We start from the raw sequence: 16,278 nt of genomic DNA, 5'->3' as shown, positions 1-16,278 counted from the left end.
TGCCCTTCTTGAAGCAGCAGGCGCCTATTACATGCTAAATGGATGCCGGTTAGTTGGTAATCAAGTTTGGCAGCTCTTTTTTCAGCTCTGCGGCCGCATCCTTCATCGCTTGCTCCGCCGATTTCGTGTTGTAGAAAGCTGCTTCCAGATGCTGGCTGATAATCTCGTACATTTTGCTGGAGTAAGTGACCTTTGCGGCGCCTTCTCCGTAGGAAACCGCATCGAATACCGCTTGGTTCATTTCAGGTTTGTCTTTGATGTAATCATCCTTCAGCGAGTTCAGGACAACCGGCGTGCCAAGCTCCTTGTATCGGTTCCATGTCTCTTCCTTGGACATAACCGTCTGCATGAATTCAAACGCCAGATCCTTCTGCTTGCTTTGCGAGCTCATGAAGAGCAGGCGCATACCGGCGAAGGTAGCTTTTGTTTTGCGCTCGATTGGACCGGATACGCCAATCTTGCCGGCCAATTCCGGATGATCCTTTTGCGTATTCACGTAAGCAGCCGGGCTGTCGTAAGCGATTGCGGCTTTGCCGTTCGGGAACAGGTTCTCGTTGGATTTCGCCGAGTCGTTCGGAATCGTTACGCCTTTTTTCACCAGGTCCACAATATACTGCGTCGCTTCAATCGATTCCGGAGAATCGAAGAGCGGCTCGTTTTTATCCGCATCGATGATTTTTCCGCCGTTCTGCAGGACAAACGATTGCCAGAAGGTCCAAGCGTTAGCCGTTGGAATGGCCAGACCCGCCGTCACCGTTGTATTACCGTCTTTCTTCGTCAGTAGCTCCGCATCCTTCGCAAGCTCTTCCCAGCTTGCCGGCGGCTTCTCGGGATCAAGTCCCGCCGCTTCGAACAAGTCTTTGCGCCATAGCAGAACGCGAGGATCGGGAATAAACCCGAGGCCGTACAGCTTGTCTTTGTACATGCCGGTGTTCAGCACGCTTTCCATCATGTCGCTTTTGCCATCCCACTTATCCGTATAAGCGTCAAGCGGTTCATATTGGCCAAGATTGGCCCGCTGGGCAACCGATGCCAGTGTATAAGACAGCACATCCGGCGCGGTACCGCTGGCATAAGCGGCATTCAGCTTGGTCTCCATGTCGTTGCCGAACGGAACCTCGCTGTAGTTCACCTTCACGCCCGGATGGCTGGCTTCGAATTCCTGAATCACGCGCGTCCAATACGCTTTCTCCGGCGCATCCGTGCCTGCCCGCCAGAATGTCAGCGTCTTGCTGCCGCCGGAAGAACCGTTGTCCTTCGGGTTCAGCTGCTCGGTGGAGTTGCTGCCGCATGCGGTTAACGCAACGCTGGCCAGCACCGTCACGCAAAGCGCCGTCATGATGCTTTTTCTTCTTTTCATATCTTCTATGACCTCCCTTTGTTGAATCTACTGTGAAGTATAAAGAATGACAGAGACCGCTAGTGACGCCAGATTCCGGTCTTTCAGCACAAAAGTACAGGAATTAAGAGTAGCCCTGCTCCTCTGCCTTAAGGGACTAGCAAAATATTCGGATTCCATACTCCGCTGTTCGGATTTCACAAAAAAACACCGCGTTATCGCGATGTTTGACGGATCGGTATTTATTTAGACGCTTCGCTGCCGCTCCATATATTCGGCCGGGGACAAGCCTGTATAGCTCTTGAACAGCTTGATGAAATAGCTCGTATTCGAATAACCGACAAGCGCCGCGGCATCGGCAACCTTCAGCGTCTGACGTTTCAGAAGCTCCTTCGCTTTTTCCATCCTTACCTGCATCAGGTACTCGTTATAATTCATGCCCGTTTCTTTCTTGAACAATTCACTGATGTACGTCCGGCTCAGATGAACATGATCCGCGATGTCCTGCAGCAGCAAATCTTCCGCATAATGCATCGTAATATATTCGCATGCCCGTTCCACCGCTTCGCCATACTGCGGACGCCGCGCGCTGATCCGATCCATGATCTGATGAAAAACGCTGCTTGCCCAGCCGGACAATTCGCGGAACGTTGCATACCGCTGAACCTCCACGTGGGCGTCAATATAGAGCGTCTCCAGCTCTTCCGTCGGAACGCCTACCGTTCGGGCGCGGTTAACCGCAATGTAAATCAACTCCAGCACCAGCGACCTTGCCTGCTTGGCTGACAGCTGTCTCTCCGTTTCCATCTCGTCCATAATTTTCTCGAGGAACAAGCCGGCTCTAGCCGTCAGTCCGTTATCCAGATAGCCTTGAAACGTTGACGTCCAGCCGGACCCGAAGTTGCTGTAAGCCGCGCTGCCTGCACTGCCGTTGTCTTCATACCAGGCAATGCCGGGATCGCCGTAAAATAAATGACGGTCCGCAGCCGCAAGCGCTTCGGACAGCTGCTCCGGCAAATAAGACAGCCTGCTGTACATATGGCTGATTCCGATCACGGCGTTAGCTCCGACAAACCGCTGCAAATGCTCGCTTGCCCGGCTTGCCAGCACAAGCAGCGATTCGCGCTGCGACTTTAATCCCGTGTGAACCGAATTGCAGAGCATGATATACAGATTCGGCTTGTAGAGGAAGGAGCAGCCGTTCCCCAGCTCATGATGCAGCGTCTCGTCCAGAATGTTAATGACCGCGTTCTGCAGCAGCCCTTCCTCCCGGATCCGCAGCGGCTCCGAGCCCTGTACGATTCCCACAACAAGCAAGGCAAGATGCTTCTCGGACAACCCGATATGCAGACGCTCCATTCTCTCCGCGAATCCATTCGCCGCCTCCCGTCCACCCTCCAAGAGTTCGCGGAAATAGGCATTGCGGAGCGTAACCTGACTTTCGTTCAAGCTGTATCTAAGCGCGTTTATTTCGCTGGCAGCCCGTTGATCCAGGTCAATATCCTTTTTGATTTTCTGCAAAATCTGTTCCAGCCCGGACAGCGTAATTTCCGCCTTCAAAATGTATTCGCTTGCCCCAAACTTCAGCGCTTCCGCCGCGAATTGGAACTCGCTGTAAGAGCTGAAGACTACCGACCGGATATGCGGCATTTCTTCTTTCAGCGCTTTGATCAGGTCAATCCCGTTCATTCCCGGCATCTTGATATCCGTAACGACAAGATCAACCGGATGGGTCCGGCAAAAGGTTAAAGCATCCTCGCCGTTCGAAGCTTCGCCCGCTATCCGGTAATCGCCGCCCGTCCGCTCCACCGTCATCTGGAACCATTCCCGGATCATCGGTTCATCATCCACAATGAGAATATTCATCTTGTCCGCACCTCCTCCCATTTGTGTATAGCGGGTATCCGGACGAGGACCGTCGTTCCGGCCCCGGCTTGCGATTGCACGCTGATTCCGTAATTCTCGCCAAAATTAAGCTGAAGCCGTTCGTGAACGTTCCGGTAGCCTCCGCGGTGAACCAATTTTTCGTCTTGCTCTCCCGCTGCCTTGGATTCCATGTCCCCAAGATCCATCCCTACCCCGTTATCCTCGATCTCAAAACAAATATCGGTTCGTTCCATATACCCTCTCACGATAAGCTGCCGTTGTCCTTCTCCCTTGCGTTCCAGGCCATGGAATATCGCATTTTCGATGAGCGGCTGCAAAATAAGCTTGATGGTCTTGTATTCGTAAAGCTCCTCTTCGAGCTCGTACCGGACCTCCATCCGGTCCCCTTGCCTGATTTGCTGAATGTACAAATAATTCCGGACCATCTCCAGCTCCTCCCCGATCGGGATAAGCTCGTCCTGCTTCGAAATGGATTGCTTGAGCAGCTTCACCAGCGCCACGATAACCGAATCAATCGTCTCCGGCTTGTGCTTCACGAGCATAAACCGGATCGAGGCTAGAGTATTGTACAGGAAATGCGGGTTGATCTGCGATTGCAGCGCCTGGAGCTCCGCATGTCTTTTGCGCTCCTGCTCCAGCCGGATATTTTCCAGCAGCTCCTGAATCCGTTCGAGCATGCGGTTGAACTTTCTCGTCAAATGCCCGATTTCATCCTCCGAGTTAACGGGAAGACGGACCGACAAATCGCCAAGCTCCACCCGTCCAAAATGGTTATACAATCTTTTGATCGGAACGGCAAGGCGCCTTGCCATAAAATAAGAGGATGCGTACGCAAGCAGCACAACTCCCGCAAAAACCAGAATAACGATCGTCTGGAGCTGGTTGATGCTGGACAATACCGTCGCCGTAGGCGTGTACGAAATCAGCTTCCAATTCGTCTTGCCGATCGTCTGGAACGAGATGAGCTGCTCCTTTCCGCCTTCCTCCGCCCTGAAATAACCGGAATCGTAATCCCGGATTTTATAATAATACGGCCGGCTGGCCAGCGACTCGCGAATCTGGTCTTTATGGCCGGAGGAGATGATTCTTCCGTTTGCGTCTACGATCTCGATCTCCTGCGCTTTATCGAGCGCGCTGCTGTATAAGTCGTTAAGCGAGCTTTCGTCGACGCTGACCGCTACAATGCCCGTAGGTGAACCGCTTTCAAACCGCTTGCTGATCCGTACGCCGTAGAAGGCTGCCCCCCGGTCTACACCCGTCAGCTCCGGCATCGGCTCGGTTACCCAGATAATCTGGCCTTGACCGTAAACGGCGGCACGGTACCACTCCTTGTCCGAATACGAGCTGACCGGCTGAGACAACGTCTCCTCCATGCCGTTGCCCGGAAATTCAAAGCCGTTAAGGCCTCTCAATAGTACTTGAAAGCTGATCCGGTTAAACGAATAAATGGAATTGGACAGCATCTGATCGAAGGAAGCCCTCTGCATGGCATATTCGTAGCTGCTTGGATCAAAGGCTTGCGTAAACGCGTGGTTCACCTCGGTGCTGAGGAAGAACTGGTTCGACACCGCGATAATGTCATCCAGCATCCGGTCTGTCTTGTCCGCAATCTGCCCCAGCGTCTTCAAGTTCGACTGGCTGACCTGCGAGGTGATGGAGTCCTTGGAGATCTGCAGCGAGATCGTCCCGAACAGTCCCAGCGGTATAATAATCAGCACCAGCGAAGCGATCAGAAACTTATTTTGCACGCTGCTTTTCCGAATAAACCAATTCCATACCATGTGAAGCTCCCCCGTCATTGTCCGTAAGTCGTTTAAATAACCAATACTATAACATAAAAAGAGTTGGTTGTTGCGGGTAACTGGTTGGACGCTGGAGGAGGCGGTTACTTCGCTGTGGCAGGCACTACGCAAGTAAATGTTCTTCCGATCGCTGTTGTTTTCAAAGTTTCCCAATTAAATATGGTCTTAGGTTAAACTTTGAAAACAAAGGCGCACGCTCCGCTTCTCCAGAACATTTACTTGCTCCGTGCCTCCCCGCTCCGTCCGGTTTCCTGCGCCCTTACGGGCGTTACGCCGCAAAGAACCCTGCTCTTTTTACGAGCGGGGGACAAAAAAACCGCCTCTACTAATGAGAGGCGGTTCGGATACTTATTATTATTTTGTTCCGCCGCTGACGGATTGGTACCACTCGTTAACTTCCTGGGTGATTTTATCGCCGCCGGAGGATTTCCACTTCTCCACGAATTTGTCGAAGGAATCAACCGGAGCTTTGCCGTAGATGATTTGCGAGAAGGTGTCCTTCTCCATCTTGCCCAGAATATCGTTGCTTGTCTGCATCGTCTTGGTCGGAGCGCCCGTGAACATTTGAGGCAGAACCGAATCCTTCTGCTCCTGTACAATTTTAGCTGCTTCCAGCATTGGCTGCGGAGTGCTCATCTTCAGCTTCTTCTCGAATGGCGTCGTCGCTTCTTCGCCGTTCGCGAGCTTCGAGAGCACTTGCATGTTCAGGCTTGGAATACGAGCGCCGTCAAACGTCAGCGTATATTTCTCAGGTGCGTAACCGCCCGTGCTTGCCGCGTCCGTCTTCACCTGGCCGTCTACCGTAACCCAGTCGTAACCCTCGGCAAGACCGTTCTCGAACTCTCCGCCAACCTGCGGATTCGCGTATTGCTCGAACAGGTAATTCTGGTAAGCGAAGAACGCTTCCGGATGCTCCATTTCGGCATTAATCAAGACTACGCCGTTCGAGTTCGATGTACCGTGACGTCCCACTTTGCCGTCTGGTCCCGCTGGCAGCGGATAAGCTTTGTACTGCGCGTCTTTATTGTTCTTCTTCACGTCTTCCAGCGGCCATGCCGGCATCCAGTGAGGACCAACAACGATACCCGCTTTGCCCGCCGTGAAGTCTTCCGCCGCTTTCGTCTCGTCATAGAGACCCGCTTCGGTTGGCAGATAGCCTTTGCTCATCCAGCTTTGAAGCGTGGCCAGCGCCTTCTTGGAGCCTTCGGTTACGGAGCCGTATTCGAGCTTGCCGTCCGCGGTTTTGTTCCATTGGTTAGGCATTGTGCCGTAAGCGCCAAAGATCCAGCCCGCGTCCGACATCCATGTATTAATCCAGTTCTTGAAGCCGATTGCGAGACCGTAAGTATCCTTCTTGCCGTTACCGTCCGGATCCTGGTTCGTGAAGGCATCCATCACTTTTTCGAGATCATCCAACGTTTTTGGCGCCGACAGTCCAAGCTTCTGCATCCAGTCTTCACGGATCCACATGACAGGGTCGCCATTGTAAGCGTAATCCAGAATCGGAATGCCAATTCGCTTGCCGTCCTCCATGTACGGATACCATACGGTTGGATCCTCGTTCATCGCATCCTTCCATACCTGGCTTGCATATTTGTCGAACAGCTCGCCTGCATCAACGAAGCGGCCGGAATCAATCAGCTCTCTTACCAGCGTGAAGTCACCGCGGTACGAAATAATATCCGGCATTTTTTCGTTTGTTGCCAGAGACAAACGAAGCTTCGTTTCAAAGGCATTGTTCGTGGAAGGAGCAATCCACTGATTCTTGAGCTGAATGCCGAATTTATCAAGCGCCCATTTCGTATGAACGTTATTGTCCTGGTCTTCGCCCGATTTGAATTTGACATCCGGGCCCCAAGGACGCAAATAGGTAACGGTAATCGGAGGATCGTATTTGACGTCTTTCACTTCCGAGCCTGCATTCGTATTTTCCGCAGAAGCCGTGTTGCTTGGCTCCTTGCTCGCATTGGCATTGTCCGGTGCATTGTTATTGTTGCCGCATGCGCTCGTAATCGCCGTAAGGGAGATCACTCCCGCGAGTACCATGGTCGGCAGCAACTTTCTCTTTTGTTCTTTCAACTGCGTTTCCCCCAGTGCAATGTATTAGCTTACAGGACTTATAATAAGGAGTTGGACTACCCCGTTCTATACTAAGATTGCAACATCGATTGCACTTCTTTAGGATGTTGGAAATTGAATATGCATCCTTAAAATTTTACTGTAACGGGCTATACCATGCCAGTTGGAATATATCCCCTGAGGGGCTATTTGATCTCTCGCTCCCTCTCGCCCGCCTATAGCAAATAGAGCTCGGCCGAAACAAGAAAAAAACAACGGTACAGGTTCCCCCGTACCGTTGACGCTAAACTAGTTGCTCGTATATTTCATCCAATCATACTCGGCATAAAGCGGATTGGCGCCGTTGTAGGCTCCGAGCCAGCTGTCGACTCCTTTGCCGTTCCAGATGTTCATCATGATTTTGCCCGGATTGGTTGGGATGTTGGAGGTTGCCGTATGCTTCAGTACGCCGTCCACATACCATTTGATAGACCCGGCTTGCCAGTTAAACGCGTAAGTATGGAAGCCTTGCGACGCATCAAAGCCAAGATCAACGATTTTCTCATGGCCGCCTACGCCATTCGTGTAATAGTTAAACTGAACCTTGGTGGTATCTTTGCCGAGGAACTCGATATCGATCTCATCCCAAGGCGTACCGTCAGACGGACCGGTATACGTGAAGAAGGAAGATACGATGCCCGTGTTTTTCGCCGGCTTCATGCTGACCTCGTACAGACCGTAACCGTATTTGTTGACGGAACGGTACTCGGCGCAGTCAAACACGTTGTAGGCAGAGCTGGTCAAGCCCAGCTTCAAATGACCGTCGCTCGTAAAGCTTACGTTGTTCGCCCGCCAGGTACAGTTGAACATGCCGCCGTTCGAGTAGCCGTCCGCCTTCTGCCAGGTAGCGGGATTATAATACGTCAGAGGCTCCCAAAATTCCGTAGCCCCGTAAGAGCTTGAGACAAACAACATTGATACAATCGCCGAACCGGCCATAAGAAGGGATGCTTTCTTTTTCATAGAACACCTCCGGATTTTATCATGCCTTGGAATTGCCTGCCGCCTTCGCTTATCCCCTCCCCCAGCACCAAGCTTTCGATCTATACAATGGCGTTAAATCGGCCCCAGATTGACCAAGCTAACGTCCGAGATCGTAATCGTCGCGTTACCGGCGTTGCCGCCCGCAATATTGCCCATATCGAAGGAGATGCGGGACGTATTATAACCCTGATCGGTCACGTCAAAGGTGAACGTAAAGGTCTGCTCCTCTTCCGTCAAATCCACCTGCTGGCCGTAATAGCCATGCCAGGCATAGCCTGCCGGCACATCTACCCATCCGATTCCAAGACCCAGCTTCCTTGCGGTGCTTGCTTTCGCTTTGAAGCTAAATGCATACTTGCTTCCCTGCTGAATAGCAAAGCCCTCTTGAATAACCTGGCGGTCCCAAGGGTTATCGCCCACAGCGCCGATCAAAGCCTCCAGCTTTCCGTTGTTAGCCCCGATCGTAAGCTCGCCCGGTGCCGCCGTATAAGAGAACCACCCCGCGAGGCCGTTCGCGAAATTGCCGTTTTGCAGCAGATTGACGTTCGTAGGCTGGCCGCCGCTCTCCGCGGAAGCATTAACCTCGTACAGCAGTACGTTATCGATCATTACCGAATGCTCGCCTAGAGCGCCCGCCGGATTGCCCAGCCCGAACACCAGCACGGACGAAGGATCGGAATCGCTGGCCATTGCAAAAGAATACGCGTAATGCTTGCGGTCTGCGGAAAGCTGGGCAGTGTCCTCCAAATATTTGGCGAAATCGCCGCTGCTTTGCGAGACAACAACCTGCACGGCTTTCTCGCTAGTAGCGGAAGCATCAAATTCCAGCCTGTAAGTCTTGCCCTTCTCGATCGTTAATTGGCCTTGCTGAAGCGTATCGTCCCACCAGTTCGCGCTTGTGCCCGGGAGCGTCGCAACCAGGCTTCCCCCATCCGAGCGGCTCATCGTCGCCGAACCTCCCGCACTCAGATTCCAGCCGTTAAGATCCGTATCGAATCCGCCGTTCTGAACCAGGTTAGGCGACAGGTCTACCCAAAGCGTGTTATAGTCGTAGCCCTGGAATTCCACATAATAGTCATGTCCGGCTGCCAGTGCGGCAGGCTTCATATAGACGGTTTGATAAGTCTGCCAGCCGCCGGTATTGCCGAGTTCATAACTCGACTGCGAGACAACGGCACCATTCTCGTCTTTGATCCGCAGGCGGATTTGCGATTGATCCTTACCGCTTGCCACTCTGGCCGAGAATTGATATTCACCGGAACGAGTTACGCCGATTTTGTACTTGAGCGTATCGCCTTCATCCATGTAAGCGACGTTTTTGCCGCCTTCGCTTGCGTTCTCGAGCTGCAGCCCCTGCATCTCCCATGCGTTTGCCGCCGGAATATGCGTATAGCCCGCTACCGTCATCGGCTCGCCGCGCTTCACCAGCCGGACGTTGTCGACATAGACCGTACCGCTCTCTCCGCCGAACAGCAGCTTTAGCTCAGCTTCCGCCGTATCCGCGCCGCCCCCCAATACCGCTTCCAGCGAGTAGGCTTGCAGCGTGGTGCCCAGCGATATGGTGTTGCCGCCTGGGTATGAAGCGGAATGATCGCCGGCCAGTTCAACCTTCATACTTCGCGGCGCATCGGCCTTGGCCTCAAAAGTAATGCCGTATTCGCTGTTCCCTGCAAGAGCCAGCCTCGGCTGGGAGACCGTTACGGCTTCCGCGTCCGCTCCTCCGTTTACGACATTAACGACTAACTGCCGCTCATAAATCGGGAACGCAAGGAAGTTATTCACGCTGACCGCGGCTTCCGCACCCGGAGCAACGGACTTGGTCCAAAAAGCCAGCCGGTCTTTCCCTTGATCAAACGTACCGTTGTAGATCAGATTGCCGTCCGCCAGCGCGGCCCGTTCACCCGGCACCTCCGGCTGAGGGGACGCATCGCCGATCTCAACCAGCTTCACGTTTGCGATATAGACGGTCGTCGCGTTCTTCCCGAGGTTAAACTCGAATCTCGCGTTGTTGTCGGTGCTCTCCAGCATGTCGAACGTATATTCATAAGACTGCCATTGGGTCGTCAGATTGCCGTATTGCTCGCCGGAGTAATTCTTCCAGTTCTTCTCGAACTGATTCACCTTCGACATTATCGTGCGGGCCTCGTCGGCCTTCGCCTCATACGTGACCTTATACTTTTTGCCCTTTTGCAAAAACACCGGTATTTGCGTCAGCTGAACGGAGTAAATCTCCGTACCTGCGTTATCGATTGCGATTTTTGCCGCTTTTCCTTTGGAAGCATCGTCAACAACGGCCACTTGGCCTGAGCCGCCGGCGTTAAGAAGGAACTGCCAATCCTGCGGCACGCCGTTTGCATCCGTTGACTGCGTAAACTTTTCGTTATACAGCAGATTGCCGTCAGCCTGCGGTTCGCGCTTAGGGGACGGCTCCGGCGGATTGCCCGTTACATCCTTCCAGCTGTCCAAATTCTTGTATTCATACACCCTTACGAAGTCGACATTCATCTCATCGGCCGTAAAGTCGCCGTTTGGCGAACCCGGCCAATCACCGCCTACCGCCAGGTTCAGAATCAGATAGAACGGGCGGTCAAACGGAGCGGGATACGTATAATAGTCCGGCTGTCCCGGCCCTTTGGTTTTCCAGTCGCTCACTTCTTGGTAGAGCTGGCCGTCCACATAGAATCGAATGACGCCAGGGAGCCATTCCAGTTGAAAATCGTGGTAATCGTCGGCAAAGCTCTTGCCCTCCGGCAGAACATAGCTGCCTTGTTCGGAGCCATGCGAGCCATCCGGCTGAACGCTGTCGTAATGAAGGGTGCCGAAGACGCGGTTCTTGTTCGCTCCGCCAATCAGCTCCATCAGATCGATCTCGCCGGAAGCCGGCCAGCCCCCGTAATGGGCTTCGTCGGTTGGCATCATCCAAATCGCCGGCCACATGCCCTGCTGAACGGGAAGCTTGGCGCGGACAACAACCTTGCCGTAGGTCCAGTCGCCTTTTTCTTTGGAGATAAGCTTCGCGGAGGTGTATTGGCTTCCTTTATGCTCTTCCTTCTTGGCTTTAAGGCTCAGGACGCTGCGGTCGCCATCTTGTTCAATAACCGCATTATCCGGCTTGTAGTACTCAAGCTCGTTATTGTAAACAACGCCGGTATCTTGAACCGTCCACTTGCTTGAATCAATCGTTGATTGGTTGAATTCATCATTCCATACGAGCTTCCACTCGTTATCCGCTATCGTTGTCGGCGGTACGGGCTTCTCCCCGGACGTAGCCGGCGGGTTGGTTGCAGGAGGATTGGTTGTTCCCGCGGAACCCGTACCCAGGGTGGTTGTCGTGCCTGCCGGCACGGCTTTGTCATTCACCGTTACGCCGCCCGACTGGACCTGAAGACTTCCTACGCGGCTGTCCGCAGACCATTCGAAGTCCGTCGGATGCTGGATAAGGACCTGATCCGCCGTCGTTCCGTTTGAGAAAACAACGCGAACCGGACCGCCTGGCTTGTTGATAAGCACATCCTTCAGCTTGGCACCGTCAAAAACAACCGAATGGCTTCCGCCGCCCTTAACAACCGTCTTGCCTGTAACGGTAACGCCCTTGAGCGTCACATCGCCTTCTTTAATCCCTTCGGCAAGCAGCAGGCTTCCGTGCACCGCCGTACGGTCGACGGTAACATCCGTGGAGCGAATGATGAGGTTGCCTTCCACTTGCGCAGCGTCGTACTTGCCCGGCTTAGCAACCAAATCCCCGATCATGCCGGACAAAAGCACGGCCGACTCGGCGCGCGTAATCGGTGACTTCGGCTGAAGCTTACCGTTATAGCCTTTTAAGTATTTTTCGTCCGTTAGGTAAGTAAGCGCTTTCTTTGCGTATCCGGAAACATCCGCCAAATCACTAAACTGCTGAAGCTGCGCATCGGTTTCCAAGCCCGTCGAGAGCTCGAACGCCCGGTCAATCATAACCGCTGCATCTTCCCGCGTAATGCTGGCGCTTGGAGCAAAATGCTTCGCGTCCACGCCTTGAACAATGCCGGAACCGCTTGCTCTCGTTACCGCGTCGGAATACCACGCATCAGGTGCCACATCCTGAAATCCGGCTGCTTCTTGTCCGGCGAATCCGAATATGCGGTCCAGCATGGCAATAAATTCTGCACGGCTGATTGGCGAGCCTGGCTTAAACGCACCGTTTTCGTAACCGCTTACAACTCCAAACGAAGCCATGCGATTGACGGCGGCTTCCGCCCAATGCCCTTGGAGATCCTTAAACGAAGTTGCTGCAGCCGCTTCCGAGGCATGAATCGCTGTCCCTCCAACAAGCGGGCTAAGAGTGGCTGCCAGCAGACTGCAGGCCGTTAATTGCGATAATCTCTTTTTTAACATAGTTACCTCCCAAATGGTTTACATGATCGGGGCCGCATCAAGCGGCCCCTCCTTTGCCTATCGCTACTCTTTTACCGCGCCAATTACCATCCCTTTAACAAAGAACCGCTGCAGGAACGGATAAACGAGCAGAATCGGAAGCGCGCCGATAAAAATTTGCGCGGCCCGTACCGTGCGCTGCGAAATGTTCTCCAGCTGCTTCGGATCGACGTTGATCTTGCTGAAATCCTGCTGAACGATAATCGTCTGGAGGAGCGAAGCCAGCGGATAATCCTTGATATCCCGCATATAGATCATCCCGTCGAACCAGGAGTTCCATTGATAGACCATCGTGAACAGCGACAAAGTCGCGATCGACGGCATCGACAATGGAATAAACACGAGCACCAGCGTCTTCAGCTGGCCCGCCCCGTCCAGATAAGCCGCTTCCTCCAGCTCCTTCGGCAGGCCCCGGAAAAAGTTCAGCATCAGAATGACGTTCCATACCGACACCGCGCCGGGCAGCACTAACGCCCAGATGGAATCCATCAGGCCTAGCTTCTGAATCAGAATATAGCTTGGAATCAAGCCTCCGCTGAACAGAATCGTAAAGACAAAAATCCAGATATACATCGTGCGGCCCCGGAAATGAAGATCCTCCTTCGACAGCGGATAAGCGGTCATTAGGCAAAGAGCCATGCCGATTACCGTGGATAATACGGTTCTCATAACCGAAACGCCAAGCGAGTTCAGGAAATTGGAATTGCCGAACGTTTTCTCGTAAGCATCAGTCGTAAAGCCGATCGGCCAGAAGCCTACCAGATTCGAGGAAGCCGGCGCCATGCTGCTGAACGATACGGCTAGAATATGAATAATTGGCAGGATGCACAGAAGCGACAGAAGACCAAGGAACACATAGTTGCCGATGTTGAAAATTTTGTAGCCTAACGTTTTGTGGTACAAAAGTAGAACCTCCTTAGAAGACGCGATAATTCGCAAATTTATAGGCCAACCGGTAAGATGTCGCGATGAGAATCGTCGCTACGACGGATTTGAACAGTCCGACCGTTGTGGCGAAGCTCATTTTCCCGTTTAATATCCCCAGCCTATAAACGAAGGTGTCGATAATATCTCCCTTCTCCATCACGAGAGGGTTGTACAGGTTAAACACCTGATCAAACCCGGCATTCAAAATATTGCCGATCGACAAGGTTCCAAGCACGATGGTAATCGGCATCAGCGCCGGCATCGTAATGTGAAGGGTCTGCTTCAGCCTTGACGCCCCATCCACCTCCGCAGCCTCGTAAAGCGCCGGATTGATTCCCGCCAGTGCCGCCAGGAAGACGATTGTTCCGAAGCCGAACTCCTTCCAGACATCGCTGATTATAAGCGTGAAACGGAACCAGTTGTTGTCCCCGAGGAAGAATACCGGTTCAAACCCCAGCGCCGTTACGGCTTTGTTGACCAATCCCCCGTCCGGAGCGAGAATATCGAGCAGAATGCCCCCAAGAATAACCCAGGACAGGAAATGCGGCAGATAGACAAGCGTCTGCGTAACCCGTTTGAAGGCCATCAGCCTGACCTCATTGAGCAGAATGGCGAACAGGAACGGAACGATAAGTCCGGCTGCCATTTTGAAAAAAGCGATGACAAGCGTATTCCAAATCACCTGACCGATATCCGGATACTTGAACAGAAACCGGAAGTTGTCGAGGCCGACCCATTCAGATCCGGTTAACCCTTTCCAAGGCTTGAAATCCTGGAACGCGATTACGATTCCGGCCATCGGAACGTATTGGAAAATAATGACGAGAACAAGCGCCGGCAGGAGCATCACGTGCAGGGGCCAGTTGCGTTTCATGTTCCAGCTTTTCCTTGAAACACGGCGTTTTTCTTGTTGTGCAGGTAGCTGTAAAGCTGTTTCTTTCACCGCGGTATCCTCCATGTTCAGACAAATTTGTGCTTTTCTAGGTCGTCCTGACCTTGTAATATAACGATTATAGCAACGGGGATTTGTGATCTATATCCTAATATTGCAACAACGATATTGATATTTTAACTATCTGAAGGGGGCATCATCTTGCTGCTGCGGTTCAATGTTTTTACGAAAATCTCCCTTCTCGTCCTGCTCCTGCTTATCCCGGTCCTATCCCTGTACACCTATTCCAACCGGGAAAGCGTGCGCGTCATCGAGAACGAAATCCAAAGCGGCACAACGAATCGCTTGTCTTCTTTCGCCGCCCAGGTCGAGTCGAATATTTATCAGTTATCCCTCTACGGCGTATCGATCGGGCAAGACTCCAGCATTCAGGAGTACCAGCGTCCGGACTTCCGGGAGCAGCCTTATGAACGGGTAAAGCTGAGCGTCGCCATACTGGAAAAAATGAATCTGTACAACGCCGCCAGCAAGTGGCATTCCACCATTACGTTGTTTTTCCCGCGCACGGGAGACGCCTTGTCCACGGACTATTACAATACGATCACGTATCGGGAGGATGCTTTTACGAGGCCGTTCCTCAAATCCTGGGAGTATACGGGCGACAGCTTCGTCTGGTATGCCACCGAACCAACGACGGCAATGTCCAATCCGCGCAGCGCGAGGCTCATTACGAAGATCAGCTTCCCGATCAATCATGTGACGGCCATGCTGGACGAAAACAAAGTGAACAACAGCGGCGATCCGTTCCTGTTTAATCCGGAGCAGGGATCGATCCGCAATCATTCCGCCAACGCCGCGAAGATCGTTCTTCTCACGGAGAAGCTGAAATCATCCAAGCTCGGGGAGCGGGGAGGCTTCCGTACGAAGCTGGACAATACCGAGTATTACGTCTCTTACATCAAGTCGGATAGCCTGAAGTGGTATTATGTCGATTATGTTCCGATGCAGCAGATTTTGAGTCCGATTACGAACAGCCGGAACTTGTTCTATACGTCGATTGCCGTCCTGCTCGTCATGAGTATCGCCGTTATATTCGTGATTTACCGAAGTGTGCAGGTCCCACTGCTCAAGCTTGTCCGGGGTACCAAGCGGCTGTCTTCCGGCGATTTCTCGGTGCGGCTGAGCCATTCGGGCCATAACGAATTCAGCCTTTTGCTCGGACGGTTCAACATTATGGCCCAGCGAATCCAGGAGCTGATCGAGAACGTATACGAGGAGAAGCTGCGGAGGCGTGAAGCAACGCTGAAGCATTTGCAATCCCAGATCAATCCGCATTTTCTGTACAACTGCCTGTTCTATATCAAAAACATGGCACGGATGAAAAACGAAAAAGCCGTTGTTGCGATGGCATTGAATCTTGGAGAGTATTTCCGCTATATTACGAGATCGGAAAACGACGGTGCGACGATCCGTGAGGAGCTTAGCATGGTCACGAATTACCTGGAAATCCAGTCTCTCCGGCTTGAACGGATGCGGTTTACGATTGAGGTGCCGGATGAGCTGATGAACAAGACGATCTCGCGGTTAACCCTGCAGCCGATTGTCGAAAATGCCATTGTCCACGGATTGGAGCCGCAGGCGGAGAACGGCGAGATCCGGATCCGCGGATATGCGGAGGACGGGGTGTATCGGTTAGTCGTGGAGGACAGCGGGATTGGAATGACAGACGAGGAAACTCAGAAGCTGCAGCTCAGCTTAACCAAACCGCTTGACGACAATATGGGCTGCGGGACTTGGAATGTGCATCAAAGATTGATCTATCTGTTTGGAGAAGGAGCCGGCTTGTCTTATTCCCGCTCAGACTTGGGGGGAATCAAGACGACTATTACCTGGAGTGACAAAACAATAGAGTAGGT

General features: G+C 52.8%; 9 protein-coding genes. 1 reads left to right on the top strand and 8 read right to left on the bottom strand.

Annotated features, from left to right (window positions below; all coding sequences use genetic code 11):
* Positions 1-49 precede the first annotated feature (49 nt).
* The 8 genes from ACR9FF_RS04855 to ACR9FF_RS04820 all read right to left on the bottom strand — a co-directional run bounded on the left by ACR9FF_RS04855 (position 50) and on the right by ACR9FF_RS04820 (position 14,344).
* Entirely contained in the window at positions 50-1,360 is a 1,311-nt protein-coding gene (locus ACR9FF_RS04855; RefSeq protein WP_127496819.1) for an ABC transporter substrate-binding protein, read from the bottom strand.
* Positions 1,361-1,585: 225 nt separating this feature from the next.
* The gene (locus ACR9FF_RS04850) at positions 1,586-3,205 is read right to left on the bottom strand and encodes a response regulator transcription factor (protein ID WP_435169420.1); all 1,620 of its coding nucleotides are present in this window, start codon (positions 3,203-3,205) and stop codon (positions 1,586-1,588) included.
* Complete coding sequence (locus ACR9FF_RS04845; RefSeq protein WP_201007102.1) at positions 3,202-5,007, bottom strand: cache domain-containing sensor histidine kinase; 1,806 nt, start codon at positions 5,005-5,007, stop codon at positions 3,202-3,204. Before ACR9FF_RS04845 ends, ACR9FF_RS04850 begins: the two co-directional genes overlap by 4 nt.
* 375 nt (positions 5,008-5,382) lie before the next feature.
* On the bottom strand, positions 5,383-7,107 hold the full coding sequence (locus tag ACR9FF_RS04840) for an extracellular solute-binding protein (protein WP_435169418.1): 1,725 nt from the start codon (positions 7,105-7,107) through the stop codon (positions 5,383-5,385).
* A gap of 288 nt (positions 7,108-7,395) precedes the next feature.
* Positions 7,396-8,061 (bottom strand): beta-glucanase, encoded by a 666-nt coding sequence (bglS, locus tag ACR9FF_RS04835; RefSeq protein ID WP_373312762.1) that lies wholly within the window; start codon positions 8,059-8,061, stop codon positions 7,396-7,398.
* A gap of 141 nt (positions 8,062-8,202) precedes the next feature.
* Positions 8,203-12,504, bottom strand: coding sequence for a carbohydrate binding domain-containing protein (locus tag ACR9FF_RS04830; protein ID WP_435169416.1), 4,302 nt, complete (start codon positions 12,502-12,504; stop codon positions 8,203-8,205).
* Positions 12,505-12,567: 63 nt separating this feature from the next.
* Positions 12,568-13,446, bottom strand: coding sequence for a carbohydrate ABC transporter permease (locus ACR9FF_RS04825; RefSeq protein ID WP_201007096.1), 879 nt, complete (start codon positions 13,444-13,446; stop codon positions 12,568-12,570).
* A 13-nt stretch (positions 13,447-13,459) separates the two neighbouring features.
* Positions 13,460-14,344 (bottom strand): ABC transporter permease, encoded by an 885-nt coding sequence (locus tag ACR9FF_RS04820; RefSeq protein ID WP_127496825.1) that lies wholly within the window; start codon positions 14,342-14,344, stop codon positions 13,460-13,462.
* Positions 14,345-14,563: 219 nt separating this feature from the next.
* Between ACR9FF_RS04820 and ACR9FF_RS04815 the strand changes: the two genes are divergently transcribed.
* Positions 14,564-16,276, top strand: a complete 1,713-nt coding sequence (locus ACR9FF_RS04815) for a sensor histidine kinase (RefSeq protein WP_435169413.1) — start codon at positions 14,564-14,566, stop codon at positions 16,274-16,276.
* Positions 16,277-16,278: the final 2 nt, after the last annotated feature.

It is taken from the genome of Paenibacillus glycanilyticus, assembly GCF_051200795.1.
GTDB classification, from domain to species: Bacteria; Bacillota; Bacilli; order Paenibacillales; family Paenibacillaceae; genus Pristimantibacillus; species Pristimantibacillus glycanilyticus.
The sequence above is the reverse complement of the archived record's forward strand: the minus strand, read 5'-3'. Positions and strand labels throughout refer to the sequence as shown.

Bases quoted from the DNA above. Each gene is read 5' to 3' on its own strand.
- ACR9FF_RS04855 (WP_127496819.1), bottom strand. From the start codon at position 1,360: ATGAAAAGAAGAAAAAGCATCATGACGGCGCTTTGCGTGACGGTGCTG.
- ACR9FF_RS04820 (WP_127496825.1), bottom strand. From the start codon at position 14,344: ATGAAACGCAACTGGCCCCTGCACGTGATGCTCCTGCCGGCGCTTGTT.
- bglS (WP_373312762.1), bottom strand. From the start codon at position 8,061: ATGTTGTTTGTCTCAAGCTCTTACGGGGCTACGGAATTTTGGGAGCCT.
- ACR9FF_RS04845 (WP_201007102.1), bottom strand. From the start codon at position 5,007: ATGGTATGGAATTGGTTTATTCGGAAAAGCAGCGTGCAAAATAAGTTT.
- ACR9FF_RS04850 (WP_435169420.1), bottom strand. From the start codon at position 3,205: ATGAATATTCTCATTGTGGATGATGAACCGATGATCCGGGAATGGTTC.
- ACR9FF_RS04830 (WP_435169416.1), bottom strand. From the start codon at position 12,504: ATGTTAAAAAAGAGATTATCGCAATTAACGGCCTGCAGTCTGCTGGCA.